This window comes from Stenotrophomonas sp. YJH_SMC_122 (assembly GCF_059369535.1).
Window position 1 is genome coordinate 139,315 of the sequence record NZ_JCAFST010000004.1, and the last position, 25,076, is coordinate 164,390.

Consider the following 25,076-nt stretch of genomic DNA (forward strand, 5'->3'; position numbering starts at 1 on the left):
CAGTGGTCCGTTGCGGGTGTGAGGAGTTGAAGAGCCGTCTGATCAGTGAGAGGGCATGCATCAGTTCGGGTTGTCGGTCAGGGCCCGTACGCACTGCTTGGCATGCCACAGCACGTTGCCGATGACACAGCTGTGGTCGCATGCGGTCATCAATAGGCGGGGCTGTGTTCCGGGAATGGCAAGCATCAAAACCTTGCCGTTGGCGGCATCGAGGATGAGTGTGTCGAGTTCACCAAAATGCAGTTCGCGGCCCAGCGCACTGGCCAGGCCGAGCATCGAGCTGGTCATCGCGGCCAGGCGATCGGCGACATGGCCCTTCGGGCCGGCCTGGGCCAGTGCGAAACCATCAGTGCTGGCAACGACGAGCGCCTGGATGCCGGTGACATCGTGTACCAGCGCGTCGAGTGCCGATGTGCGGTCGATGTCATTCATGGGCGGCCGCCGTGGCATTGCATTCGATCTGACTCATCAGCAGGTCCATCGCCATGATGGCCTGCGCCATGTCGCGTGGGTCCAGCGGCAATGCCGGCAGGTGTGGCGCATGGTCCTGCAACCAGTCCTGCCAGTGCGGCTGTACCGGATCATCGGTGCTGCCGCATCGGGTGAGGCCGATGACGACGGGCAGCCCCGGTGCGCTTTCGGCGATAGCTCGCAGATGCCGCCCGGCCAGCGTGGCGCCCACGCTGGCGCTGCCATCGATCAGAACGATGGCACCTTCTGCACCGGCCAGCAGGATCGGCCAGATGTAGGAGAAACGTTCCTGCCCCGGCGATCCGTACAGGCGCAGGCGGTCGCCGCCTGGCAGGTCGATGTCGCCATAGTCCATGGCCACGGTGGTGTATTGCTTGCCCACGGAAGGGTCGGTATTGCGGGCTTCCGTCACCACCGCCGTGCCTTGGGTCAATGTCTGCACGAGGGTGGACTTGCCCGCGCCGAGTGGGCCCATCACTACGATCTTGTGCTCACGCACGGTCATGCACTCCAGCGGATGCGAAGTTGTCGCCACAGATTGACGAGGCCGTCGGCGGGCGAGGGGCGCACAGGTGCGTCCTCGCCCACGACGGGAAAGGCATAGGCGGTGAGGAACGCTGCGTTGAAGAACGACTGCACGGTTTGGCGTGGCAGATCCAGGATGTCGCAGCATGCGCGCACGGACGCGCCCTGCTTGATCAGCAGCGCGCACAGTCGGAAGTGATCGGGACGATGGGCCAGGATGCGGAAGTCTGGCCAACGCCGCAGGCGCAACTTCGTGCAGTCGTGCAGGGGCGGGATCGGCGCGCCGGGCCCGTCCGTGACCAGGGCAACGTTCCACAGCGTCAGGCGCAGCGGAACATTGCTGCACACCGTCGCACGCTGCACGAAGACCTCCTGTGTCACCGGCACTAGGCTCAGTCGAGGGTCTGCGTCGCCCAGTAGCCTCTGCAGCAGTGTCAGCGTGATCGGCGCGGGTGCGGTGGTCATCATCCGGTCGTTCCTGGCGTCCAGCCAGCACACGGTGGCCCCGTCGTGAATGATCGCGGCATGGGCCGGCCGCCGCGACGGCGTGCTGTCGCTCGCCAGATGCAGTCGCAACTGCTGTACGAACGGCAATGCGGCAGTTGGCAATGCGGCCGGCGCCAGTGGCTCTGCTTCAAAGGGCTCTTGCAGATCCTCAAACGATTGACGACGGAATCGGACCATGGGGTGTCCAGTGCGGCGAGTGATCGGAGGTGACTTTGTAAGCGGCCCCGCTGGCTTTCTGGAATGAAACTATTGGGAAAACTGCTGTGTCATTCGTATTTTTGATGCTCTCTGCAATTAATGGAATTGGCCGGAAGTTACTGCTGCAATGACATCAATTGCAGTGAGTGATTATTAAGTTGACGTAACCTGGAATGATTACTAGCGTCTCCACTGCGCACTGCGGCGTGACTATTGACGGGTAATCAGCATGCTCACTCGAATTGCCATTGCGGATGATCATCCACTGGTCTTGCTTGGCACGCGCATCGTGATCGAGGCCGGTGGGCAGCATCGCGTGGTGGCGGAGGCGCGATGTGCGGAAAGCCTGCTGGCCATCCTGGCTGAAGAGCCGGTGGATCTGGTGGTGACTGATTTTTCGATGCCGGATGTCGGCCGCTCGGACGGCCAGGCGATGCTGCAGGCGCTGAGTCGCAATTACCCCAAGGTGCCGGTGATCCTGGTCACGATGGTCACCAACGCCACCACCTTGAACATGGCAATGCGTACCGGTGTGCGCGGACTGGTGTGGAAGTGCAGTTGCGTGGATGGCACCCGCAAGGCGGTCGATACCGTGTTGAGCGGGGGGATCTACCTGGACCCCCAGTTGGCGCACTGCCTGCAGGAGGGTGGGCGTGAGCGATCGCTTTCGGTGTTGTCGCCCAAGGAGCTGGAGGTTCTGCGGCTGTATGTGTCGGGACCTTCGATCACAGAGATCGCCGGGAAGCTGCGGCGCACCGTCAGTACCATCAGCCGGCAACGCATTTCGGCGATGAGGAAACTGGGCATCAGCAATGATGCCGAGCTGTTCGCCTATGCGTTCGAGGAACGCCTGGGCAATGCCGGTGGCATGGCCAGTGGGGCAGCAAACGGGGGCCCATGAGTTCACGGCGGTCCAGTCAGGTCCGGTTGAGTTGTTTGAATGGGGGAACAACTGCCATCGCGCCTCCCTCTGTGCGCCGGGCCGTGAATCCCGGATGCTTGCGCCATCGTATTCATCTGGAGATCTCGATGGGCAAGGCACTCACTTGGCGCACCCTGGCCTGCACCCTGTTGCCGATGCTGGCGGCCGCCGGCGGCGCCCAGGCGCAGAGCTATGGCTACGGCTACGACGACGACCGCTATGGCGGCCGCGATGGCAGTGGCATCGTGCGCTGCGAGTCGGTCAAGAACCGCAGCAATGAGTGCCGCCTGGATGGCCGCGCGCGGTTGATCCGCCAATTGTCCGGTTCGCCTTGTGTGGAAGGCGAGACCTGGGGCCAGTCGCGCAACGGCGTCTGGGTCACACAGGGGTGCCGTGCCGAGTTCGTGGGCGAGTACCGGCGCGGCGGCGGCTGGGGCGGCAATGGCGGCGGCTGGGGCAACGGCAGTGGATGGGGTGGTGGCGATGTGGTCACCTGCCATTCCAATGGCCACCGGCAGGAGTACTGCGATGCCCGCATCCGCCGGGGCGTGCGCCTGATCCGCCAGGACTCGCGCAGTGCCTGCATCGAAGGCCAGAGCTGGGGCTGGGATCGCCGCGGCATCTGGGTGAGCGATGGCTGCAGGGCGCAGTTCCAGGTGAACTGAGCTTTACGGGTTCAACCCGTGAAAATCAGAATAATCTGATACAGCTCACATTTTGAACGCCGTATCGTCTGTGAGCAGGGCGCCTTGCGTGCCCTGATTCCCGGTGATGTCGATTGCCGTAGCCGGCATCAGCATCGCGCCGCCGTCGATACGCTGCCTCAAGGAGTGAGCTGCATGTTGATCCGCCTGCAATGCGAACAGCGCCAGTGGCGCGTGCTGCACCCGGATAGGCCGGAGCCGATCGAGTTCCGTGACGGCGCACGAGCCTATGACTTTGCCGAGACCCTGGCCCGCCTGCACTTCGTCGACACCGGGCAGCGCGCGGCCGTGCGCGTGGAGGCCAGCGGGGCGTTCGTGGAAGCGGTCAGTTACGGTTGAGCGTGGGGCGCCTGCCGGGGCAGGCCTGCGGGTTTCCGCCATCCACGCATGGCGTGGAACCACCTGCTTCCACCGTGGAAGGTGCGAGCCTTCGGCTGCACCTTCCCGTGATGCGTGGATTCCCGAACGGCCTCAGCCCGCTGCACTCAGCGGCGGGCTGCCTGCGGCCAGCTGGGGCCAACGCTTGAGTACGGCGGCGCGGATGCCGGCCGCATCGATACCGGCTTCGGCCAGCAGGTCCTCGCGGCTGGCGTGGTGCTGGTAGCTGTCGGGCAGGCCCAGGTGCAGGATCGGACGCAGCACGCCTTCGGCATTGAGCAGTTCACCGACGCCGGAACCGGCACCACCGGCCACGACGTTGTCTTCGATCGTGACCAGGCCCTCGTGCTGGGCGGCCATGGTCAGAACCAGCTCGCGATCCAGTGGCTTGATGAAGCGCATGTTGACCACGCTCAGGCCCAGTTCGCGGCCGACCTGCTCGGCGGCGGGCACGGTGCTGCCGAAGGCAAGCAGGGCGATGCGGTTGCCCTGCAGGCGCAGCTCGCCCTTGCCGATCGGCAGGGTCGACAGGTCGGTGCCGGCCGCAACGCCGGTACCCGTACCGCGCGGGTAGCGCACGGCAGCCGGTCCCGGGTGCTGCAGGCCGGTGCTGAGCATCTGCCGGCACTCGGCTTCATTGGATGGTGCCATCACCACCATGTTCGGCACGCAGCGCAGGAAGCTGAGGTCGAGGTTGCCGGCGTGGGTCGCGCCGTCCGGACCGACCACGCCAGCGCGGTCGATCGCAAACAGCACGTCCAGATCCTGGATGGCCACGTCATGTACCAGCTGGTCGTACGCGCGCTGCAGGAAGGTCGAGTAGATCGCCACCACCGGCTTGCCACCCTGGGTGGCCATGCCGGCGGCGAGGGTGACCGCATGCTGTTCGGCAATCGCCACGTCGAAATAGCGCTGCGGGTATTCCTTGCTGAAGCGCACCAGGCCGGAGCCTTCGCGCATCGCCGGCGTGATGCCGTAGAGGCGCGGCTCGGCGGCGGCGGCATCGCACAGCCAGTCGCTGAATACATCGGTATAGGTCGGCTTCTTGGCCCCGGCCTTGGCCACCAGGCCCTTGTCCGGATCGAACGGGCCCACGGCGTGGTAACCGATCTGGTCGCCTTCGGCCGGCTCGTAACCCTTGCCCTTGGTGGTCATCACATGCAGCAGCTTCGGGCCCTTGGAGGCGCGCAGCGTCTTCAGGGTGGACAACAGGGCCGGCATGTCGTGGCCGTCGATCGGGCCGGTGTAGTGGAAGCCCATTTCCTCGAACATCGTGGAGGGCACGAACATGCCCTTCCAGTGTTCTTCCCAGCGCTTCACGAAACGCGCCGGGTTGTTCTTCTTGTCACCGAGGATCTTCTTGCCACCTTCGCGCAGCGCGTTGAGCGTGCGGCTGCCGGTCGCTCGGCCCAGCATCTTGGTCAGGCCGCCCACGGCCTCGGAGATCGACATGTTGTTGTCGTTGAGGATCACCAGCAGGTTCGGCTCCGGCTCCATGCCACCAGCGTGCATCAGCGCCTCGAACGCCATGCCGGCGGTCATCGCGCCGTCACCGATCACTGCCACGACCTTGCGGTCGTCGCCTTCGGACTGGCGGGCGATGGCCATGCCGAGCGCGGCCGAGATCGAGGTGGAGGAGTGGCCGACGCCGAAGGTGTCGTACTTGCTTTCCTCGCGCTTCGGGAACGGCGCGACACCGTCCTTCTGCTTGACGGTATGGATCTCGTCGCGGCGGCCGGTCAGGATCTTGTGCGGGTAGGTCTGATGGCCGACGTCCCACACCAGCTGGTCGACCGGGGTCTGGTACAGGTAGTGCAGGGCCACGGTGAGCTCGATAACGCCCAGGCCGGCTGCGAAGTGACCTCCGCTCTTGCCCACCGATTCAATGAGGTAGGCGCGCAGTTCGTCGGCGACCGCCCTCAATTCGGATTCGTCGAACGTGCGCAGGTCATCCGGTGTCTGGATGCGCGCGAGGCGGGGATAGCGGGCAGAGTCGATCATCATGTTCGCACTTTTTCTGAACGCCCATTTTCGCCCTCAAACGGGGGTGGGGCAAGCAAACGCCGCCGTCCGTGACAGGACGGTGAGGGTTGCATTTTCGGGCGTTCAGGTGCTCAGTTTCGAGCGCTTGGGCAACTGCGCCTTCAGGAAGGCCATCTGGTCGGCCAGGATGTTGCGGTTGGACAGGATCAGGTGCTCGATCCAGCTGGGCCGGTAGGGCACTGCCAGCAGGGGCATGCCGGCCTGCTGCGGGGTGCGGTCGCTCTTGCGCGAATTGCAGTGGAAGCAGGCGGTGACCACGTTTTCCCAGCAGTCCAGGCCACCTTTGGACAGCGGCATGACATGGTCGCGGGTGAGCGTGGGACGGGTGAACTGCTGGCCGCAGTACATGCACAGATGGGCGTCGCGGGCGAACAGGGCCTGGTTGGTCAGGTTCGGCGTCGGGTCGATCGCGCGGGAGCGGGCGTGGCCGCGGGCGGCGATGATCGGGTGCAGGTCCATGCCGCTCTGCAGGCCGCTGAAGCGGTTGGTGCCACCGTGGATGTGCAGGCAGGGATCGCCGAGCGTCCAGGCCACTGCCTCGCGGGCGTAGAGGCAGGCCGCATCCTGCCAGGTGATCCAGTCCAGTACGCGTCCGTGGGCATCAAGCGAGAGCAGCCGGACCGAACCGGGGCGATGCAGCGTCGTGGCGTTGGGCGATGCTTCGGCGCCCGGAGCAGAAAACGGAGCTCCGGCTTCGATCAGACCCAAGCGTGTAGTGTCTGTCTCCATCGGGAGAACAGCTTATACCTGAATGTTGACGATTTGTGTATCGCCGACGGGCGATACACAAATCGTCAACATTCAGGTCCGCGCATTCCTCCTATCCCCCGCACCTGTCGGTGCGCCCCCCTTAACAAAGGGGGGCTCTTCTCCAGATGGATTCCGGTGGTTCTCATCCACGCGTGGCGTGGATCTACGCAGATCGCGGGGAACTGTCAGAGGCGGGGCGGTGTGGGTTGGCAGGACCGTTGGCGCCATGGGCCCGAGGCATGCCTCGGGCGGGTTGGGCAGGACGCCCCAACCCCGGTCTTGCCGTGTGCGCAGGACAGCGCACACGAGCAAGGCGCCCTCGAGCCCCCAAGGGTGAGGGTGCTTTGCTTGCGAAGCACTGCTTCGCAAGCGCCCGAACGCACAGCCGCCAGCGGCTGGGCCGGACCGCGGAGCGGGGTTTACGGCGTGTCCTGCCAACCCACACCGCCCCGCCATCCACCGGGATGCAGCTGTTGCTTTTGCGGTTGCCGGCCAGCGGCCGGCACTACCGGTGCCGGGCGGCAGCCCGGCTCAGGCGCCGAAGCGCTCGTCGTCCATCGCCATCAGCGGGGCGGCGCCGGACTGGATCGCGGCGGCGTGGCTGAGCGTGCGCGGCAGCACGCGGGCGAAGTAGAACCGCGCGGTTTCGCGCTTGCCCTGGGCGAAAGCGGCGCCGTGTGCGCTGGCGTCGGCGGCGGCGACGCTGCGGGCCCACCAGTAGGCCAGCACCACGTAGCCCGAATAGAACAGGTAGTCGTAGCTGGCTGCGCCCAGTTCGTCCGGATTGCCGGCCGCGCGCTGCAGCACGTCCATCGTCAGCTTGCCCCATTCGGCGGCCTTGGCGCGCAGCGGGCCAATGAACTCGGCCAGCGCTTCGTTGCCCTCGTGTTCCTTGGCGAAGGCTTCGATCTCGGCCAGCATCAGCTTCAGGCCGGCGCCCTGGCTGGACGCGGTCTTGCGGCCGATCAGGTCCAGCGCCTGGATGCCGGTGGTGCCTTCATACAGCGTGGTGATGCGGGCATCGCGGGCCAGCTGCTCCATGCCGTGCTCGCGGATGTAGCCGTGGCCACCGAAGCACTGCAGGGCGTTGTAGGTGTTCTCGATGCCCCATTCGGTCTGGCAGGCCTTGGAGATCGGGGTCAGGAAGCTCACCAGGGTGTCGGCGCGCTCGCGCTCGGCCGCATCTTCGGCATGGTGGGCGACGTCGATCAGGGTTGCGGCGTGCAGCGCCAGCAGGCGGCTGCCTTCGACCAGCGACTTCACCGTCAGCAGCATGCGGCGCACATCCGGGTGGACCAGGATCGGGTCGGCCGGCTTGTCAGGGAACCTGGCGCCGCTGAGGGCACGCGACTGCAGGCGCTCACGGCTGTACTTCAGCGCGTTCTGGTAGGCGCGCTCGGACAGGCCGATGCCCTGCAGGCCGACCCCCAGGCGCGCGGTGTTCATCATGGTGAACATCGCCTGCAGGCCCTTGTGCGGCTGGCCGACCAGGTAGCCCTGCGCGCCATCGAAGTTCATCACGCAGGTGACCGAACCCTTGATGCCCATCTTGTGCTCGATCGAGCCGCAGCGCAGTGCGTTGCGCTCGCCGACGTTGCCGTCGCGGTCGACCTTGAACTTCGGGGTGACGAACAGCGAGATGCCCTTGGCACCCGGGGGAGCGTCGGGCAGCTTGGCCAGCACCAGGTGCACGATGTTCTCGGTCAGGTCATGCTCGCCGGCGGTGATGAAGATCTTGGTGCCGGTGATCGAATAGCTCCCATCGGCGTTCGGCTCGGCCTTGGTCTTGAGCAGGCCGAGGTCGGTACCGCAGTGCGGTTCGGTCAGGCACATGGTGCCGGTCCAGCGGCCCTCGATCAGCGGCTTGAGGAAAGCCTCGTGCTGCCAGGCCTCGCCGTGCTGCTTCAGCGCTTCGATGGCGCCGTGCGACAGCAGCGGGAAGTTGCCCCACGCCAGGTTGGCGGCGTTGATCATTTCGTTCAGCGGCACGCCCAGGGTGTGCGGCAGGCCCTGGCCGCCCAGCTCCGGCGAGGCGGTCAGGCCGGTCCAGCCGCCATCGACGAACTGGTCGTAGGCTTGCTTGAAGCCGGGCGGGGTGGTCACTTCACCGGTGGCCTGGTCGAGCACGCAGCCGATCTCGTCGCCGACGCTGTTGAGCGGGGCCAGCACGGTGGCGCTGAAGCGGCCGGCTTCTTCCAGCACGGCATCGACCACGTCGGCGGTGGCGTCGGTGAAGCCCAGCCGGGCGAACAGGGGTTCGACCTTGAGCACGTCGTGCAGGGCGAAACGAAGGTCGGAAAGCGGGGCGGTGTAGCTGCTCATCGGTACGTCTCGATTTGATCAGGGCGGGGGAGAGCGGCGCCGGGCGCCGCCACGAAAGGCGGGTTCAGCGCAGCACGCCCGGCAGGCCCGGGGCCTGGTTGAGGGTGCTGCGGCTGCTGATGTCGAAGCTGCGCTGCTTCTTTTCCTGCGGGGTGGCCGCCACCGTTCCCTTCAGGCCATAGGCCAGGGTGCGGTTGCTGGCCAGCGCATCGGCCACCACCAGGCGCGCGGCCGAGCTGGGCACGAGGTCGATATTGATGACGTCGGCGGAGGTGCCGCCGATGGAGATGCCGGGCCTGGCCTGCAGGGTGCCGGCCTCGTTGTCGCCGACGGTCAGCGCCAGCGAGACGTCATCGAAAGTCATCGGCATCGAGCTGAAGTTCTGCAGGCGCAGGGCCACGGTCCAGTTGCCGTCGGCACGCACGGTCAGCTGCTGCAGGCTGGCCGCCGGTTCCGAAACACGCTTGACGATGCCGTTGTTGCAGGCAACAAGGGCGAGGGTGCACAGGACAATCAAGGCGATACGGAAACGGTGGAGCATGGGCGCAAGTCCTCTGGAGGGTGCGTTTGGATAAGCATACTACGGCGTATGGTCATTTGGATCGCCTGTGGCGACCCGTCGCAGAGGGTAGCGCGTGAAGATGGCGGCCGGGCGTGCGCGGCGCCGGATGGCGCGCGCGCGGCGCCGCGGTTGCGCCGCAGTTCAATCGGCGGGCGTATCGCGAAGCGGAGCCATCAGGCGCAGTGGGCTCAGGTCGTAGCCCATGGCCTCGGCTTTTTCTTTCAGCGCTTCGAAGCGTGCGCGATCCATTTCCGGCAGGCGCGAGAGGATCCACAGGTACTTCCGGTCCGGTTCACCGACCAGCGCCCACTGATAGTCCGGATCCAGCGCCAGCACCCAGTAGTCGGCCCAGACCAGCGGGACCCAGCTCAGCCAGTCCGGCGCGAAGCGCACCTGCAACTGGCCGGGATGGCCGGCCACTGTGCGTGCCACGCCCTCGGCGACCACGCGCTCACCGTCGCCGTTGCGGCAGGCGTTGGTGACACTGATGCGGCCATCGCTGCGCAGTCCGTAGTTGGCGGTGATCTCGCTCACGCACTGCTTCTGGAACGAGACCGGAAGATGCGCAATCTCGTGCCACTGGCCGGCGTAGCGATCGATGTCCAGGCGCTCGACCGCGCGCACAGGTTCAGTGGCGATCACCGGGAAGGCGGCCAGCAGCAGGCAGGCGAGCAGGGCGGGGCGCAGAGGCATCGTTAGGCTCCAGGCAGGAGTCTGGAGCGTAGGTGCCGCCGCGCATGCCGGTGTAAATGTTTCGTCAACCGGGCGTGTGCGCAGGCGCCGCATCCGCAACTTGTGCAGTGCGCGAAGCACGGACAAAAAAAAGACCTGCATCTCTGCAGGTCTCGAAAGATGGTGGCCGAAGACGGAATCGAACCGCCGACACGGGGATTTTCAATCCCCTGCTCTACCAACTGAGCTACTCGGCCAAACTGTGTGGCAATCACGATCAACTGCGATTCCCGAAAAAAAGACCCGCATTTCTGCAGGCTGTCGAACGTGGTGGCCGAGGACGGAATCGAACCGCCGACACGGGGATTTTCAATCCCCTGCTCTACCAACTGAGCTACTCGGCCACGTAGTTCATTGCAGCGAGGTCGCTGCCAAGGACGCGCATATTACGGAGGTCAGCCGCCTACGGCAAGCATTTTGGCAAAAAACCTTCACATTGCCGTCTGCGCAGGCGCAAGTACTTGATCCGCCGTTGCGGGGCGGGGGGCGCGCTGGATGCCGATTCATCCGGGCGCGGCGGCGCGGTGATCATCGCCTGCGGCGGAATTCAGCGGGCCACGGTGATCGACAAAAGCGGCGTGGCGGGGCCAGCGCGTGGACGGCACCGACACCTGACATGGAACGCTGTTTTCGTGACCGCCATGGGGGAACGCTGCGGCGTAGTGTCGGCGTTCCCTTCCTGACGCTGGCAACAGCAGAGATCGTCGTCATGTCCGACTCATCGACCACCACCCGCATCGTGCTGGCGTCGCGTCCGCAGGGGGCGCCTACTGCAGCCAATTTCCGCCTGGAGCATGCCGCGCTGCCGCCCTTGGGCGACGGCGAGGTGCTGCTGCGTAATCGCTACCTTTCACTGGATCCGTACATGCGTGGACGCATGGATGAGGGACCGTCCTATGCCGCGCCGGTGGCGGTGGGGGCTGTGATGGAAGGCCAGACCGTGGCCGAGGTGCTGCAATCCAGGGCTGAGGGTGTCGCAGTGGGCGAACTGGTGCTGGCGCCGGGCGGGTGGCAGACCCACGCGGTGCTGCCGGCCAAGGCGCTGGGCCGCCGCCTGGATCCCGCCGGGCTGCCGTTGAGTACGGCGCTGGGGGTGTATGGCATGCCAGGCTTCACCGCCTATTCCAGCCTTCATGAAATCGCCCGCCTGCAGCCGGGAGAGACGCTGGTGGTGGCCGCCGCAACGGGGCCGGTCGGTGCGACCGTGGCGCAGCTGGCCAAGCTGCAGGGCGCGCGGGTGGTGGCCATCGCCGGTGGCGAGGCCAAACGTGCCTATCTGCAGACGCTGGGCGTGGACGTGGCGCTGGATCATCGCGCTGCTGGTTTTGCCGAGCAGCTGCGCGCGGCGGTGCCTGCGGGTATCGACGTGTACTTCGAGAACGTCGGGGGCCATGTACTGGATGCGGTGCTGCCATTGCTCAACGACTTCGCTCGCATTCCGGTGTGCGGCACCATCGCCACCTACAACAATCGTGGCGTCGCGCAGCCTGGCCCGGACCGCCTGCCGGCGCTGTTCAGCCAGATCCTGCGCCAGCGCCTGACCGTGCGCGGTTTCATCGTGCACGACTTCAAGCACCTGTGGCCGGACTTCGAGCGCGAGATGGCGCAGTGGCTGCGCGAGGGCCGCATCCAGTACCGCGAGGACGTGGTGGAAGGGCTGGAGAAGGCGCCGGAAGCCTTCTTTGGCCTGCTGCAGGGGCGCAACTTCGGCAAGCTGGTGGTGAAGCTGGATTGAGGGCTTGGCGGGTGTGCCGGCCAAGGTTGCCGGGTACCGCGCCGCGTCAGCCGTTGGCGACCTTTTCCCGGCGCAGCAGTTCGCGCTTGCGTGCCACGCCCCAGGCATAGCCGGACAGGTCGCCGTCGCGGCGCACCACCCGGTGGCAGGGCACCGCCACGGCCAGCGGATTGCTTGCGCAGGCGCGTGCCACCGCGCGGCTCGATCGCGGCGCGCCGATACGCGCGGCGATATCGGCATACGAGGCCGTCTGTCCACGCGGAATCTGCTGCAGCGCCTGCCAGACCCGTTGCTGGAAAGCCGTGCCGCGGATATCCAGCGGCAGCGTGGCGCCTCGCGAGGGATCCTCGACCAGGCCCACCACCTGTGCCACCAGTTGTTCATAGCCGCTGTCGGCCCCGACCAGTTCGGCCTGGCGGAAGCGCTGTTGCAGCGACTGCAGCAGCGTCTCCGGATCGTCGCCGAGCAGGATCGCGACCACGCCGGTGGCGCTGCTGGCCACCAGCACGCTGCCCAACGAACTTTCGGCAAGCGCGAAGTGGATGACTTCGCCGCGTCCACCGGCACGCCATTGCTTTGGCGTCATGCCCAGCAGCTTTGGCGCGTTCTCGTAGAAGCGACCACTGGAACCGAAGCCGGCATCGTGGAAGGCGTCGGTGATGCGTTCCTGCTGTTGCAGCCCGGTGCGCAGGCGATCGGCGCGCAGCGCAGCGGCGTACTGCTTCGGGGTCAACCCGGTGGCCTGCTTGAACAGGCGATGCAGCCGGGTCGGGCTGCAGCCGGCGATGTCGGCCAGCTCCTGCAGCGAGGGCTCGTCGAGGCTGGCCTGCAGATGGCGGCAGACCCGTTCGACGCGGGCATCGAGGGCGGTGGTGGCGGTGCTGTCCATGGGCGGATTCTGGCACGTGCCGGTTCTGCGGAAACTCCGTTTCCTGCACCTGGCCGCGAGGCCCGGAAACGGAGTGTTGGTGGGCCGGAGACGCGGCATCGTGGCGGCCACTCCACAACCGGAACCACTCTCATGCGCCTGAACAACAAGATCGCCCTCATCACCGGTGCCAGCGCTGGCATTGGTCGTGCCAGCGCCCTGCGCTTTGCTGCCGAAGGGGCAAAACTGGTGCTCAATGCGCGGCGGCCGGAGCCGCTGCAGGAACTGGCCTGGCAGATCCGTGCCGGCGGCGGCGAGGTCGTGGTGCATGCCGCCGACGTGGCCGAGCCGGGCACGGCGCAGGCGTTGGTCGATCTGGCCCAGCAGTCATTCGGAGGCCTGGACATCGCGCTCAACAATGCCGGCATGCTCGGCCCCGGCGTGCCGGCAGCAGAGTTCCCGGCGGATGCGTGGCGCGAGGTGATGGCCACCAATCTCGATGCCGCTTTCCACGCGGCACGCGCGCAGTTGCCGGCATTGCTGGCACGCGGGGGCGGCTCGCTGGTGTTTGTCGGCACGTTTGTCGGCCACACCGTGGGCTTCCCCGGCATGGCCGCCTATGCGTCGAGCAAGGCCGGGCTGATCGGCCTGAGCCAGGTGATTGCCGCCGAATACGGCGCGCGCGGCGTGCGCAGCAACGTGCTGCTGCCCGGGGGCACCGATACCGAGATGGGCCGGCAGGCGGCACCGACCGGTGATGCGCGTGATTTCGTGCGCTCGCTGCACGCGCTCAAGCGCATGGCCGAGCCGGAGGAGATCGCCAATGCGGCGTTGTTCCTGGCCAGCGATGAAAGCAGCTTCGTTACCGGTACCGCAATGCGCGTTGAAGGCGGCGTGTCGATCACCCGAACCTGAGCGCCGTCACGTGCGAGGCGCGTAGCGGATGCCGCTGCTGGCCATGAATCCCTTCGGGTCGAACCGGGCCCAGGCCTCGCCCCAGCCGAAGCGAGCGTGGCCACCTGCCAGTTTGCGCCCCAGTGCCGTGGCCAGGGTGCGCCGCATGAAAGCGACTTCGGCATCGATCGCGGCCTGGGTCGGCCAGCCGTCTTCCAGTGTCGCATCAGGCAGATCGACGCCCATCGTCACCCTGTCGAGCTGTTGCCCGTGGAAGCCCAGGCTGATGCCAGCGGGCGCACCGCCCAGGCTGAGCCGGTGCAGGCTGAGCCAGTGATAGCCGGTGCCGACATCGCGCTCCCCTCGCACCAGCGCGGCAAAGGCGACGCGCGCTTCGTCCAGTGACAAGGTGGGGCCGATCAATGCTGGCAGGTTGCCGAGCTGGATCCTGCCGTCGGTCGCATTGAGGAGCATCGGCAACGCGTGAGCTGCGTGCTGGGCAGGGGAGGGCATGGCACACCGGTGAGCGTGGTGCCCCGGATTCTGGCCGCGCGGGGCGCTGGCGGCAAGCCGCTTCCTGCACAGGATGTTGGCATGGGACTGACCCGCGGCTCACCCGGAAACCTCTAGCGTGGTGGCAACGCTGGCCTGCTGCCGGCGAGGGAATTTTCGATGAGCGAGCAAAGCAGGGATCAGGACCCGAAGCAGGGTATCCAGGAAAGCCGCCAGGACAGGAAGCAGGACGATGTGGCCAAGCAGCGGCCGGGGCAGCGCGATCAACAGGTGCGCGATGCGCACTCGCGCGGCCCGCAACGCAAGGATGGCGACCAGGAGCCGGCCTGAGCCGGAGGCGCTGAAAAGAAAAACCCGCAGATCATGGCGATCTGCGGGTCCTTCTGAAGAGTGGTGGAGCCAAGGAGGATCGAACTCCTGACCTCGTCATTGCGAACGACGCGCTCTCCCAGCTGAGCTATGGCCCCACGGCAGGCTTTCAGTGTAGCGCCGCCTGCCGCGCTTGCCAAGCGCCCGGCCGGGATGGGGCAGGGACGGGATCCACCGCCGTCCCGGGCCGTTTCAGGCCAGGGCGTGGCGTAGCAGATCGCCCGCGCGTTGTACCGCCACTGCAGTGGCGGTGCTCACCGCCTGCAGGTGCATGCAGGCGTGGATCATCCCCGGCAGCCGCTCCAGCGTGCAGCCGACACCCGCAGCCTGCAGGCGTCGCGCGTAGTATTCGGCCTCGTCGCGCAGCGGGTCGTGCTCACAGCTGAGCACGGAGGCGGGCGCCAGCCCCTTCAGGTCGGTTGCGTGGGCCGGCGAAGCCAGCGCCGGCGGCTCGGCCAGATCCCCCAGATAGGCCTGCCAGCAGCGCTGCATCAGTTCGGCGCTGAGGTAGTAGCCAGCGGCGTAGTCGCGGTAGGAATCGCTGTCCATGCCGGCATCCAGCGCCGGATACAGCAGCAGTTGGTGGCACGGTTGCGGCAGGCCCAGTTCGCGCAGCAGCAGGCAGCAGGCGGCCGCGAGGTTGCCACCGGCGCTGTCGCCCCCGATCGCCAGCCGCTGTGGGTCCAGGCCGAGGCGCTCGGCGTGGTCCTGCAGCCACTGCCAGGCGTCAGCGATGTCGTACAGCGGCACTGGGAACCGGTGCTCCGGCGCCAGCCGGTAGCCCACGGCGGCGACCACGCAGCCGCTGGCATTGGCCAGCGCACGGCAAGGACCGTCATAGACCGCCAGCGAACACTGGAACCAGCCACCCCCATGGGCGAACAGCAGGGCCGGCGCGGGCCCATGGGACAGTCCTTGCGGCGTGTAGAGGCGGAGCTCCAGCGCCTGCCCGTCGCGAGCGATCACGGTGTGTTCGACCACATGTGCTACCGGCTGCGGCGCGCCCTGCAGCTGTGGCAGCGCGTTCTCGCTGATCGCGCGCAGTTCGCGCAGGTCCTCCGGCAGCGGATGGGCCGCGACGGCGTCAACGAACTGCTGCAGTGCCGGCTCAAGCAGCATGGCGTGCCTCCTGCAGGAACGGCAACAACTGTGCGAGGAACGCCTGGGGCGCTTCTTCCATGATGAAGTGGCCGCAGCCCGGCACGATGCTGCCGCGCACATCATCGGCATGCGGTTGCAGGGTCAGCATCGGCGCATCGGCGGTGGCGTGTTCGGCGCCGATCGCGAGCACCGGCATCGGCAGCCGGCGCTGCGCGCGCAGCTTGTTCTGGCGGATGGTCTCCGGAATCGCGCGGTACCAGGCGAAACCTGCCCGCAGCGCGCCGGGGCGGCTGTAGGCGGCGATGTAGGTATCGGCGGCCACCGCATCGCGCCGGTACGACCAGCGGTCGAACATGAATTCCAGGTAGGCGCGTTCGCGTCCGCTGATGAGCGCCTCGGGCAGGTCGGCCACCTGGTTGAACATGAAGTGCCAGAGGAAGATGTTGTCGGCCGGTGCGGCGAAAATGCCGGGTTCCGGCGCGAGGCCGGGAATCACCGCTTCGGTGACCGCCAGCTGGCGCACGGCCTGCGGCTGGTCGCTGGCCAGTGCATAGGCGATCCACATGCCGATGTCATGGCCGACCACCTGGTAACGGTCGTGGCCAAGCGCCAGCATGGTCTGGTGCAGTACTGCGGCAGCACTGCCGGTGTCGTAGCCGTGGGCGGGACGGTCGGATTCGCCGATGCCCGGTGGATCAACGGCGATTGCTTCGAAACCGGCCTCGGCCAGTGCTTGCAGCACGTGGCGCCACGCGTACCAGGTCTGTGGCCAGCCGGGAATCAGCAGCACGGGCGCACCGTGCCCGGCGGAGACGCAATGCACGCGCTGGCCATCGATGCGCAGGTAGTGGTGGCGCAGCGAAGCGTCGCCGGCAGCGCCGGCGGAAAGGAAGGTGGTCATGGGAATGCTCCGTTGGGGCTCAGGCAATGCCGAGCATCTGCTGCATCTGTGCGGTGCTGATCGGTGCACCGGCGAAGTCGTCGAAGATCTTGTCGGTGACCGGAATGATGTGGTCGCTGATGAACGTGGCGCCTTCGCGCGCGCCAGCTTCCTGGTCCTTCAGGCAGCACTCCCATTCCAGCGTTGCCCAGCCCTGGTAGTCGTACTGCGCCAGCTTGGAGAAGATCGACTTGAAGTCGACCTGCCCATCGCCCAGCGAGCGGAAGCGACCTGCGCGCTCGGTCCAGTCGGCATAACCGCCATAGATGCCCTGGCGGCCGCTGGGGCGGAACTCCGCATCCTTGACGTGGAACATGCGGATCAGTGGGTGGTAGATGTCCAGATACTCCAGATAGTCCAGCTGCTGCAGCACGAAGTGGCTGGGATCGAACAGGATGCGGCAGCGCTCGTGCTGGCCGACGCGCTCGAAGAAGCGCTCGAAGCTGGTGCCGTCATGCAGGTCTTCGCTGGGGTGGATCTCGTAGCAGAGATTGATGCCGTTGTCCTCGCAGGTGTCGAGGATCGGTCGCCAGCGTCGCGCCAGTTCATCGAACGCGGCGTCGATCAGGCCCGGCGGGCGCTGCGGGAACGGGAACAGGTAGGGCCACGCGAAGGAACCGGAGAAGGTGCCCATGTCCTGCAGGCCCAGCCGACGCGAGGCACGAGCGGCAAGGTGCAGCTGTTGCTGGGCCCATTCGCTACGGGCCTTCGGATTGCCGCGCAGTGCTTGCGGGGCGAAGCCATCGCAGAGTTCGTCGTAGGCCGGATGCACGGCCACCAGCTGGCCGAGGATGTGGGTGGTGAGCTCGCTGACCTGCAGGCCGTGCTCGGCCAGGGTGCCGCTGATGTCGTCGCAGTAGTCCTGGCTGTCGGCGGCGGTGGCCAGGTCGAACAGGCGTGCATCCCAGGCGGGAATCTGCAGCGCCTTGAAGCCGAGGCCAGCGGCCCATGCGGCGATGCCGGCAAGTGAGTTGAACGGGGCCTGGTCGCCGGCGAACTGCGCCAGGTGCAGGCTGGGGCCCTTGAGGGTCTGCATGTGTTGCTCCAATTGTTTGTCGAGCGACAAAGAATAGGCGCGACCCTCGCGATGGTCAACAGCCGCGTTACACTGCGCGCCTCACTCGAGCAGGCAGGCAGATGGCAGGGCGACCGCGCGAATTCGACAGGGACCAGGCGTTGCGCAAGGCGATGCTGCTGTTCTGGCAGTGCGGCTATGAAGGCACGTCGATGTCGGCACTGGTCGAAGCACTGGGCATTGCCTCTGCACGCATCTACGCCGCGTTCGGCAGCAAAGAGCAGTTGTTCCGCGAAGCCGTGGCGCTGTACGAAGAGGGCGAGGGTGGTTTCGCGCCACGCGCGCTGGAGCAGGCCACGCTGCGTGAGGCGATCGGGTCCATGCTGCGCGAGGCGGTGCTGACCTACACCCGTCGTGGACGCCCGCATGGCTGCCTGGTAGTGTCCTCGGCCAGCAGCGTTTCGCCTGATGGCGAGGGCGTGCGCGACTGGTTGGCTGGCCATCGCCGCGACCGCACGGCGGCGATCATCGCGCGCCTGCAACAGGCACAGTCAGAAGGGGAGCTGGCCGGCGATGTGGCGGTGCAGGCGCTGGGGGATTACTTTGCGACGGTGCTGCACGGCATTTCCGTACAGGCCCGTGACGGCATCAGCCGCGAGCGCCTGCTGACGATGGTCGATGTGGCGCTGGGCCCGCTGAAAAAAGGGGACGGAGGGAATTAAGTCGCTTCTGGCATGCGTGGTGGACCGGCGCGCCTGCGGGGCGCGGAGGTCGGCCACTGTGCCGAATACGCCTTAATCCCCTCCGTCCCCTTTGGCGCAACGAAATCGTAACAATCTGGGGGATAATGGCCGCTTGCGCAGTTTCCCCCCCCTTCTTGCCGCCCGGCTCGCGCAGGCCGCACGGACGCCTCCTCAGAGCATTCCATGCCCTTCCATTCCGATTCCCGCCGCCTGTCGGGTCTGTCGTCTTCCTTCGTTTCCTTCCGCCGCCATCCGCTGGCCCTGGCCTGTGCCGGCCTGGCCCTGGTCGGCAGCTTCGGTGCCGCCGCGCAGGACAGCGCGCCGACCCCGACCGGCCTGGACACGATCACCGTGACCGCCGAGCACCGCGAGCAGAACCTGCAGGAAGTGCCGGTCTCGGTGGGCGTGGTGCAGGGCGAGCGCATGCGCGACTTCACCGCCGGCGGCGACGACACCCTGCTGGCACTGTCCGGCCGCGTGCCGAGCCTGTATGCGGAAACCACCACCGGCCGCATCTTCCCGCGCTTCTATATCCGTGGCCTCGGCAATATCGACTTCTACCTGGGTGCCTCGCAGCCGGTGTCGATCATCCAGGACGATGTGGTGCTGGAGCACGTGGTGCTGAAGTCCAACCCGGTCTATGACGTGGACCAGGTGGAAGTGCTGCGTGGCCCGCAGGGCTCGCTGTTCGGCCGCAACACCACCGCCGGCATCATCAAGTTCGACACCCTGAAGCCGACCCAGGACTACACCGGCCGGGTCAACGCCAGCTACGCGACCTACAACAGCGTGTCGATCGACGGCGGCTTCGGCGGCCCGATCAACGACATCGCTTCGTTCCGCGTGTCGGCGCTGTACCAGCATCGCGATGACTACGTCGACAACACCTACAAGGGCCCGAGTGCCGACGGCACGGTCAGCCCGAAGAAGAACGCGATGGGCGGCTTCGATGACCGCAACGTGCGCGCGCAGCTGCTGCTGACCCCGAGCGACCAGTTCTCGATCCTCGCCTCGGCCCACGCCCGTGACTACGAAGGCACCTCGACCCTGTTCCTGCGCGGTGCGCTGACCAAGGGCTCGAACAAGACCGACGTGCCGCGCGACCAGGTCGCCTACGACGAAGCCGACAACAACCCGCAGGCTTACAAGACCTACGGCGGCTCGGTGAAGGCGCGCTACGACTTCGGCGCGATCGACTTCACCTCGATCACCGCCTACGAGACCACCTCCGGCTACAGCCGTGGCGACACCGACGGCGGTGCTGCGGTGAACTTCCCGGTGAACGGCGTGCCGAACGGCTACGGCCAGTCGATGGGCCGCATCCGTGACCTGGACCAGTGGACCCAGGAATTCCGCCTGGCCAGCCATGACGACAGCGCGCTGCAGTGGCAGGCCGGTGCCTTCTACTTCAACGGCAGCGACACCACCGACTTCTACCAGCGCGCCTGGTTCCTGCAGGGTGCGGCGCGCAACCCGAACAACTGGGTGCGCCTGCGCAACAAGAACACCTCGTGGGCCGGTTTCGGCCAGCTGAGCTATGCCTTCACCGACAAGTTCACCGTCACCGCCGGCCTGCGCCAGACCCGGGACGAGAAGCACACCCGCCTGCTGAAGACGGCTGACACTGCCGCTGGCGTGGTCACCTACAAGGGCCGCACCGACGTCAAGATGTCCGACACCACCCCGAGCTGGGATCTGAGCGCGATGTATCAGATCACGCCGGACGTGAGCGTCTATGCCAAGGTCGCCCGCGGCTTCCGCGGCCCGACCATCCAGGGCCGCTCGGCCGTGTTCAATGCCGATTTCACCACCGCCGATTCCGAGACCATCCTGTCCTGGGAAGCGGGCGTGAAGAGCAGCCTGTGGGACAACCGCCTGCGCTTGAACGCGACCGCGTTCACCTACACCGTCAACGACATCCAGCTCAACGGCAACGATTCGGACGGCAACGGCGTGCTGTTCAACGCCGACAAGGCCAGGGCCTATGGTTTCGAAGCGGACATGGAGTTGCGCCCGATCCCGAACCTGACCCTGAGTGCCGGCCTGAGCCTGCTGCACAGCGAAATCAAGGACAAGCGCGTCTACGCGCAGGTCTGCGGCCTCAACGGCCAGGTGGTGTGCACGGTGAATGACCCGACCATCAAGGTCGGTGCCAACACCTTCGCGCAGATCGACGGCAACCCGCTGCCGAACGCGCCGAAGTACAACGTCAACCTGGCCGCCCGCTACGACTTCCCGGTCAGCGACGCCGGCACCATGTTCGTCTCCACCGACTGGAACAAGCAGGGCTACACCAGCTTCGTGCTGTACGACAGCAAGGAGTTCAACTCCAAGGGTGATTTCGAAGGCGGCCTGAAGATCGGCTACTCGGGCAACTACGGTGCCTACGAAGTGGCGCTGTTCGCGCGCAACATCACCAACGAGAAGAACCTCAAGGGTGTGATCGAGAACTACATGGCTGCGGTCTACAACGAACCGCGCACCGTCGGTGTCTCGCTGAACATGAACTGGTAAGGCGTTGCCACGGTGGCGGGTCTTCCCGCCATCGCACTGCTGGAATGCAAAGGGCGGCCCGGTGATCCGGGTCGCCCTTTTTCGTGGCCTTCGACGGTAGCCGGACCGCAATTCGGCGCCGTGCTTGGCGCTTCAGCGTGCCGGCAGCAGCGCCTGCAGCCGCGGCTCCAGTTCCTGCTGGCGCCAGCCGGCCAGTGCGGCCGGCCATTGGCGGCGCTCCAGGTAGCTTTCCAGATGCTTGCGCGAGGCCAGCACGCCATCCGGCAGGCCCAGCTCGCGGCTGCGCTCGGCAACGGCGTCCTGCAGCCTCTTCAGTGCCTGCTTGTTGGTGTCGTTGGCGGGCAACGCCAGCGGCGCCTCGGCCTCATCGGCCAGCGGCGTGTCCAGCGCCTGCCACACCGCGCCGGCGAGCTTGCGCGGTGCCTTCGGGAACTGTTCAAACAGCGTGGCCAGCGCGGCGGCATCGGCCGGTGGCGTGCGTGCCAGCGTGGCGGCCAGTTCGTTGTCCAGGATCCAGCTGCGCGGGCGGTCGCTGCTGCGTGCCTGCACATCACGCCAGCGCAGCAGGCGCAGCAGGCGGCGCTGCGCGGGAGCATCGAGAAACTGCGCTGAGCGCATCGCCAGATGCGGCCAGCGGTCCTCGTCATTGGCGACGCTGGCCAGCAGGCGCTCGCCGTCGTCGTGCAGCCACTGCTGGCGGCCCAGCGCCTGCAACTTGGCATCAATGGCGTCATGCAGCGCGAACAGGTGCTCGACGTCGTCGGCGGCGTATTGCAGTTGCGACTCCGAGAGCGGACGGCGCATCCAGTCCGAGCGGGTTTCGCCCTTGGCCAGCGCCACGCCGGTGATTTCCGCGACCAGCTTTTGGTAGCCCATGCCGCCACCAATGCCGGCCAGCGAGGCGCCGATCTGTGTGTCGAACAGCGGTCGCGGCAACACGCCGCAGGTCCACTTGAAGGCAACGAGGTCTTCGCTGGCGCTGTGCATCACCTTGGTGATCGATTCATCGGCCAGCCACGGCGCCAGTGCCTCGGTCATGCCGGGAATCAGCGGATCGATCAGCAGGATGTCCTGCCCGACCGCCATCTGCACCAGAGCCAACTGCGGCCAGAAGGTGCGTTCACGGATGAATTCGGTGTCCAGGCCGATGCGGGCCGGACGCTGCTGGAAGTACGCATCCAGCTCGGCGGGGGTGGTGATCCAGGTTGCCACGGGTCAGGGCCTACTACTCGGGTTTGCTCAGGCAGGGGAGAATAGCCTAACGTCGGTCCGCGTCCGTGCCGAAGGAGATCCTGCTTGCGTTTCCCGCTGTCGTCCGTGCTGTGCACCGTTCTGGCCGTGGCCCTGGCCGGTTGCACACCGTCGCCCTCGGCGACACCGGAGCCGGGGCCGGCTGCTGGCGAGGATGCGCGGCCGCAGGAAGGTTCACTGGCGAAGCCGACACCGGGGACCGGGCAGGGCAGCGTCACCATTGCCGGTGAGGATGCCACCGAGGATGTGCAGCGGTGGACACCGCCACGGGTCGACCGGCAGGGCCGCAGCGTGGCCCAGCTGCGCCGCGCGGCCGAAAAGGCGTTCAGCGAAGGGCACCTGTACGAGGACGCCGACGCGGCGGTTCCGCTGTGGCTGGCGGTGCAGGAGGAAGACCCGGATGACCGCCTGGCCCGCAGCGGCCTGCAGCGTGCTCGCCAGCGCCTGCAGCAGCAGGCCGATGCCCTGCTGGTCCGGCCACTGCGGCAGCGCGAGGCGCTGGCCGAGGCGAGTCGCCAGGCGCTGGTGCTGCTGACCCTGGCGCCGAAGGATGAGAAGGTGCGCGCGCTGCAGGGCCGGGTGGAGCTCGCCCAGCGCGTGGTGGCCTACAACCGTGCCGGCGAGGAGGACCTGCGGACGGGGCGGATCGGCGAGGACGGTGACGGTGCGATCGGCAACTTCCGTGAAGCGCTGGCTCTGGATGAACACAACAGCCGGGCGCGGCAGGGCCTGGCGGCGGCCGAGAGTGGCCTGATCCGCCGGGCCGAGGACGCGGCGCGCGTGCGCGACTTTGCCAGCGCGGGCACCTGGCTGGCCGAAGCCAGCAAGGTCCGTGACTCGTCACCGACCATTGCCGATGCCTTCGAGCGCATCGAGCAGATCCGCGCCGCCGCGTTGCTGCAGCTGCGTGATGAGGGCCTGCGCGAGCTGGCTACGCCGCAGGGGCTGAAGCCGGCGCGCGAAAAGCTGGCCGAGGCCCTGCGCATCGCCTTGCCGGGGGATGCGGTGGTGGCCCAGTTGCGCGAACGCATCGATCTGGCTACCCATTACGGCAGCTTCCGCCCGGGTCAGGTGTTCAGCGACGCGATGCGTGATGGGGGGCGCGGTCCGCAGATGGTGGTGGTGCCGCATGGCGGCTTCCAGATGGGCGCGGGTGATGCCGAGCCCGGCTCCACCGACGCCGAGCGCCCCTCCCATTACGTTCGCTTTGACCGCGGCTTCGCCATGGCGATCACCGAGATTACCGTCGGCGATTTCGAGCGCTATGTGAAGTCGACCAATGCACGACCACGTGCGACCCGACGCGGTCACTCGGTGGTCTATGACGAGCGCAGCGGCAATTTCATCCGCCGCAGCGGCGTCGACTGGCGTTCGGATTACGATGGCGCGCGCGCACTGGGCAACTCGCCGGTGATGCATGTCAGCGTGCGGGATGCCGAGAACTACGCGGCATGGCTGTCCGAGCAGACAGGACGCAGCTACCGGCTGCCGAGCGAGGCCGAATTCGAATATGCGCTGCGCGCCGGGAGCAGTGGCCGCTACCCCTGGGGAGACGCCGGTACGCCGCCGCCGGGCAGCGGCAATTTCACCGGCAGCAAGGACGTCTCGCCTTCGGGTCGGCACTGGCACAACGCTTTCATCGGCTATGGCGATGGCTGGTGGGGACCGGCGCCGGTGGCCAGTTTCCAGGCCAATGCCTTCGGCCTGCACGACATGGCCGGGAATCTGAGCGAATGGGTGGCCGACTGCTGGCACGCCAGCTACCGGCGTGCGCCGTCCGATGGTGTCGCCTGGTTCAACCCGGGCTGCCGGTCGCGGGTGATCCGGGGCGGCAACTGGGCCAATGCGCCCGAGCAGACCCGTGCGGCCTGGCGGCAATCGCAGGATTCGGACACCACCAATGCGCGCATCGGCTTCCGCCTGGTGCGCGGCATCTGAGCGGCATCGGGCTTCACCCGCCGCTGGCATCCGCGCACTAAGATTGCGTCGTGCCCGCCAGCCGGCGGGGTCTGCTGGAAGACCACCGATGCGCAACGATCCCTTCTCCCGCTCGCCCCAAGGTCCGCAGCGACGCGGCCTGTTCGGCAACATCCGCTGGTGGGTGCTGCTGCTGGCGGCGGGCTATGCGGTGTTCTACTGGTTCTCCAATCGCACCGTCGATCCCTACACCGGCGAGAAGGTGATGATCGACAGCAGCCTGGATGCGCGCCAGGAGACTGCGCTCGGTCTGCAGGCCTACCAGCAGATCCTCTCGCAGGAACGGCCGATGGATCCGAATGCGCCGATCGCGCGCGATGTGCGCGATATCGCACAGCGCCTGATCGCCAAGGTGGATGTGGTGGAGACCGCGCTGGCACAGGAGCACGGCGTGCAGCCGGCGCATTTCGCACGGGATTTCCAGTGGGAAGTGAACGTGATCCCGTCCGAGCAGGCCAATGCGTTCTGCCTGCCTGGCGGCAAGATGGCGGTCTACACCGGCCTGGTGCCGGTGGCGCGTACGCGTGATGCGATGGCGGTGGTGATGGGCCATGAGATCGCCCACGCGCTGCTGCGCCATGGTGCGCAGCGGATGGCGCAGCAGAAGCTGACCCAGATCGGGCAGATGGCCGGTGCCGCCAGCGGCATGGATGCGCAGCAGCAACAGATGATGATGTCGGCGATGGGCTACGGGTATCTGCTGCCCTATGCGCGCAGCCACGAGACGCAGGCCGATGAAGTGGGGCTGATGCTGGCCGCAGCGGCGTGCTTCGATCCCCGCGAGGCGGTGCCATTGTGGCAGCGCATGGGCCAGGCCAGTGGCGGCCAGGCGCCGCCGGAGTTCGCCTCCACGCACCCGAACCCGGGTACCCGCATCCAGAACCTGCAGGCACTGATGCCGAAGGCGCTCGAGTACCGGCAGAAGTTCTGCGAGCAGGCAAAGTAGGGGGTTGTTCGGCAGGGCTTGCAGCCCTGCACCTGCCGAAGCAACAGCAACAGCGTGCATTCCGTGGGATGGCGGGGTGGGTCCGGTTGCGTGGGC

24 protein-coding genes and 3 tRNA genes are annotated in these 25,076 nt (G+C 66.9%); 10 read left to right on the plus strand and 17 right to left on the minus strand.

Going from position 1 to position 25,076, the window contains the following annotated elements:
* Nucleotides 1-60 precede the first annotated feature (60 nt).
* From AC5P66_RS07600 to AC5P66_RS07610, 3 genes are read right to left on the minus strand one after another with little or no spacing between them, the layout of a single operon-like run.
* Nucleotides 61-432, minus strand: coding sequence for a roadblock/LC7 domain-containing protein (locus AC5P66_RS07600; protein ID WP_049413644.1), 372 nt, complete (start codon nucleotides 430-432; stop codon nucleotides 61-63).
* Nucleotides 425-976: a GTP-binding protein gene (locus tag AC5P66_RS07605; protein WP_099494818.1), complete on the minus strand. Its 552-nt coding sequence runs from the start codon at nucleotides 974-976 to the stop codon at nucleotides 425-427. Before AC5P66_RS07605 ends, AC5P66_RS07600 begins: the two co-directional genes overlap by 8 nt.
* A complete protein-coding gene (locus tag AC5P66_RS07610; protein ID WP_049413640.1) occupies nucleotides 973-1,680 on the minus strand; it encodes a hypothetical protein in 708 nt (235 codons plus the stop codon). Before AC5P66_RS07610 ends, AC5P66_RS07605 begins: the two co-directional genes overlap by 4 nt.
* Nucleotides 1,681-1,930: 250 nt before the next feature.
* On the opposite strand from AC5P66_RS07610, the gene AC5P66_RS07615 reads away from it, so the two are divergent.
* From AC5P66_RS07615 to AC5P66_RS07625, 3 genes are all read left to right on the plus strand, one after another.
* Nucleotides 1,931-2,602 carry a response regulator gene (locus AC5P66_RS07615; RefSeq protein WP_049413639.1) on the plus strand — a complete coding sequence of 224 codons (672 nt, stop codon included), beginning with the start codon at nucleotides 1,931-1,933 and terminating at the stop codon, nucleotides 2,600-2,602.
* 128 nt (nucleotides 2,603-2,730) lie between these two features.
* Nucleotides 2,731-3,288, plus strand: coding sequence for a DUF3011 domain-containing protein (locus AC5P66_RS07620; RefSeq protein WP_049413636.1), 558 nt, complete (start codon nucleotides 2,731-2,733; stop codon nucleotides 3,286-3,288).
* A gap of 174 nt (nucleotides 3,289-3,462) precedes the next feature.
* The gene (locus AC5P66_RS07625; RefSeq protein ID WP_005417823.1) at nucleotides 3,463-3,666 is read left to right on the plus strand and encodes a hypothetical protein; all 204 of its coding nucleotides are present in this window, start codon (nucleotides 3,463-3,465) and stop codon (nucleotides 3,664-3,666) included.
* 132 nt (nucleotides 3,667-3,798) lie between these two features.
* Here AC5P66_RS07625 and dxs read toward each other — a convergent pair whose 3' ends face one another.
* The 7 genes from dxs to AC5P66_RS07660 all read right to left on the minus strand — a co-directional run bounded on the left by dxs (nucleotide 3,799) and on the right by AC5P66_RS07660 (nucleotide 10,458).
* The gene (gene dxs, locus AC5P66_RS07630; RefSeq protein ID WP_495216187.1) at nucleotides 3,799-5,706 is read right to left on the minus strand and encodes a 1-deoxy-D-xylulose-5-phosphate synthase; all 1,908 of its coding nucleotides are present in this window, start codon (nucleotides 5,704-5,706) and stop codon (nucleotides 3,799-3,801) included.
* A 105-nt stretch (nucleotides 5,707-5,811) separates the two neighbouring features.
* On the minus strand, nucleotides 5,812-6,477 hold the full coding sequence (locus AC5P66_RS07635) for an HNH endonuclease (RefSeq protein WP_032954353.1): 666 nt from the start codon (nucleotides 6,475-6,477) through the stop codon (nucleotides 5,812-5,814).
* Between the two features lie 552 nt (nucleotides 6,478-7,029).
* Entirely contained in the window at nucleotides 7,030-8,820 is a 1,791-nt protein-coding gene (locus AC5P66_RS07640) for an acyl-CoA dehydrogenase C-terminal domain-containing protein (protein WP_049416664.1), read from the minus strand.
* A gap of 64 nt (nucleotides 8,821-8,884) precedes the next feature.
* On the minus strand, nucleotides 8,885-9,361 hold the full coding sequence (locus tag AC5P66_RS07645) for an LEA/WHy family protein (RefSeq protein ID WP_049439009.1): 477 nt from the start codon (nucleotides 9,359-9,361) through the stop codon (nucleotides 8,885-8,887).
* Between the two features lie 162 nt (nucleotides 9,362-9,523).
* Nucleotides 9,524-10,075 (minus strand): lipocalin family protein, encoded by a 552-nt coding sequence (locus tag AC5P66_RS07650; RefSeq protein WP_099494816.1) that lies wholly within the window; start codon nucleotides 10,073-10,075, stop codon nucleotides 9,524-9,526.
* Between the two features lie 160 nt (nucleotides 10,076-10,235).
* Nucleotides 10,236-10,311, minus strand: a tRNA-Phe gene (locus AC5P66_RS07655).
* A 71-nt stretch (nucleotides 10,312-10,382) separates the two neighbouring features.
* Nucleotides 10,383-10,458: transfer RNA gene (locus tag AC5P66_RS07660), tRNA-Phe, on the minus strand.
* Between the two features lie 365 nt (nucleotides 10,459-10,823).
* Between AC5P66_RS07660 and curA the strand changes: the two genes are divergently transcribed.
* Nucleotides 10,824-11,849, plus strand: a complete 1,026-nt coding sequence (curA, locus tag AC5P66_RS07665) for an NADPH-dependent curcumin/dihydrocurcumin reductase (protein WP_181452421.1) — start codon at nucleotides 10,824-10,826, stop codon at nucleotides 11,847-11,849.
* 46 nt (nucleotides 11,850-11,895) lie between these two features.
* Here the strand turns inward: curA and AC5P66_RS07670 are convergent, their stop codons facing one another.
* Nucleotides 11,896-12,738 carry a bifunctional transcriptional activator/DNA repair enzyme AdaA gene (locus tag AC5P66_RS07670; protein WP_099494815.1) on the minus strand — a complete coding sequence of 281 codons (843 nt, stop codon included), beginning with the start codon at nucleotides 12,736-12,738 and terminating at the stop codon, nucleotides 11,896-11,898.
* A 132-nt stretch (nucleotides 12,739-12,870) separates the two neighbouring features.
* Here AC5P66_RS07670 and AC5P66_RS07675 point away from each other — a divergent pair, with 132 nt between their 5' ends.
* Nucleotides 12,871-13,632, plus strand: a complete 762-nt coding sequence (locus AC5P66_RS07675) for an SDR family oxidoreductase (protein WP_111096528.1) — start codon at nucleotides 12,871-12,873, stop codon at nucleotides 13,630-13,632.
* A gap of 6 nt (nucleotides 13,633-13,638) precedes the next feature.
* Here AC5P66_RS07675 and AC5P66_RS07680 read toward each other — a convergent pair whose 3' ends face one another.
* The gene (locus tag AC5P66_RS07680) at nucleotides 13,639-14,124 is read right to left on the minus strand and encodes a hypothetical protein (protein WP_111096527.1); all 486 of its coding nucleotides are present in this window, start codon (nucleotides 14,122-14,124) and stop codon (nucleotides 13,639-13,641) included.
* 159 nt (nucleotides 14,125-14,283) lie between these two features.
* On the opposite strand from AC5P66_RS07680, the gene AC5P66_RS07685 reads away from it, so the two are divergent.
* Nucleotides 14,284-14,454 (plus strand): hypothetical protein, encoded by a 171-nt coding sequence (locus tag AC5P66_RS07685; RefSeq protein ID WP_181452420.1) that lies wholly within the window; start codon nucleotides 14,284-14,286, stop codon nucleotides 14,452-14,454.
* A 61-nt stretch (nucleotides 14,455-14,515) separates the two neighbouring features.
* On the opposite strand, the gene AC5P66_RS07690 is transcribed toward AC5P66_RS07685, so the two are convergent.
* The 4 genes from AC5P66_RS07690 to AC5P66_RS07705 all read right to left on the minus strand — a co-directional run bounded on the left by AC5P66_RS07690 (nucleotide 14,516) and on the right by AC5P66_RS07705 (nucleotide 17,570).
* Nucleotides 14,516-14,591: transfer RNA gene (locus AC5P66_RS07690), tRNA-Ala, on the minus strand.
* Nucleotides 14,592-14,685: 94 nt separating this feature from the next.
* Nucleotides 14,686-15,612, minus strand: coding sequence for an alpha/beta hydrolase (locus tag AC5P66_RS07695; RefSeq protein ID WP_495216169.1), 927 nt, complete (start codon nucleotides 15,610-15,612; stop codon nucleotides 14,686-14,688).
* Nucleotides 15,602-16,495: an alpha/beta fold hydrolase gene (locus AC5P66_RS07700; protein WP_049416652.1), complete on the minus strand. Its 894-nt coding sequence runs from the start codon at nucleotides 16,493-16,495 to the stop codon at nucleotides 15,602-15,604. The genes AC5P66_RS07695 and AC5P66_RS07700 overlap by 11 nt, the downstream gene beginning before the upstream one ends.
* A gap of 19 nt (nucleotides 16,496-16,514) precedes the next feature.
* The gene (locus tag AC5P66_RS07705) at nucleotides 16,515-17,570 is read right to left on the minus strand and encodes a sugar phosphate isomerase/epimerase family protein (RefSeq protein WP_111096526.1); all 1,056 of its coding nucleotides are present in this window, start codon (nucleotides 17,568-17,570) and stop codon (nucleotides 16,515-16,517) included.
* 101 nt (nucleotides 17,571-17,671) lie between these two features.
* Here AC5P66_RS07705 and AC5P66_RS07710 point away from each other — a divergent pair, with 101 nt between their 5' ends.
* A complete protein-coding gene (locus tag AC5P66_RS07710; protein ID WP_049416648.1) occupies nucleotides 17,672-18,271 on the plus strand; it encodes a TetR/AcrR family transcriptional regulator in 600 nt (199 codons plus the stop codon).
* Between the two features lie 204 nt (nucleotides 18,272-18,475).
* Nucleotides 18,476-20,806, plus strand: a complete 2,331-nt coding sequence (locus AC5P66_RS07715; protein ID WP_111190542.1) for a TonB-dependent receptor — start codon at nucleotides 18,476-18,478, stop codon at nucleotides 20,804-20,806.
* 132 nt (nucleotides 20,807-20,938) lie between these two features.
* Here AC5P66_RS07715 and rnd read toward each other — a convergent pair whose 3' ends face one another.
* Nucleotides 20,939-22,018 carry a ribonuclease D gene (gene rnd, locus AC5P66_RS07720; RefSeq protein WP_111096524.1) on the minus strand — a complete coding sequence of 360 codons (1,080 nt, stop codon included), beginning with the start codon at nucleotides 22,016-22,018 and terminating at the stop codon, nucleotides 20,939-20,941.
* An 84-nt stretch (nucleotides 22,019-22,102) separates the two neighbouring features.
* On the opposite strand from rnd, the gene AC5P66_RS07725 reads away from it, so the two are divergent.
* Entirely contained in the window at nucleotides 22,103-23,995 is a 1,893-nt protein-coding gene (locus tag AC5P66_RS07725) for a formylglycine-generating enzyme family protein (protein WP_111096523.1), read from the plus strand.
* Nucleotides 23,996-24,083: 88 nt separating this feature from the next.
* Nucleotides 24,084-24,980, plus strand: a complete 897-nt coding sequence (locus AC5P66_RS07730; protein ID WP_005417787.1) for a M48 family metallopeptidase — start codon at nucleotides 24,084-24,086, stop codon at nucleotides 24,978-24,980.
* Nucleotides 24,981-25,076: the final 96 nt, after the last annotated feature.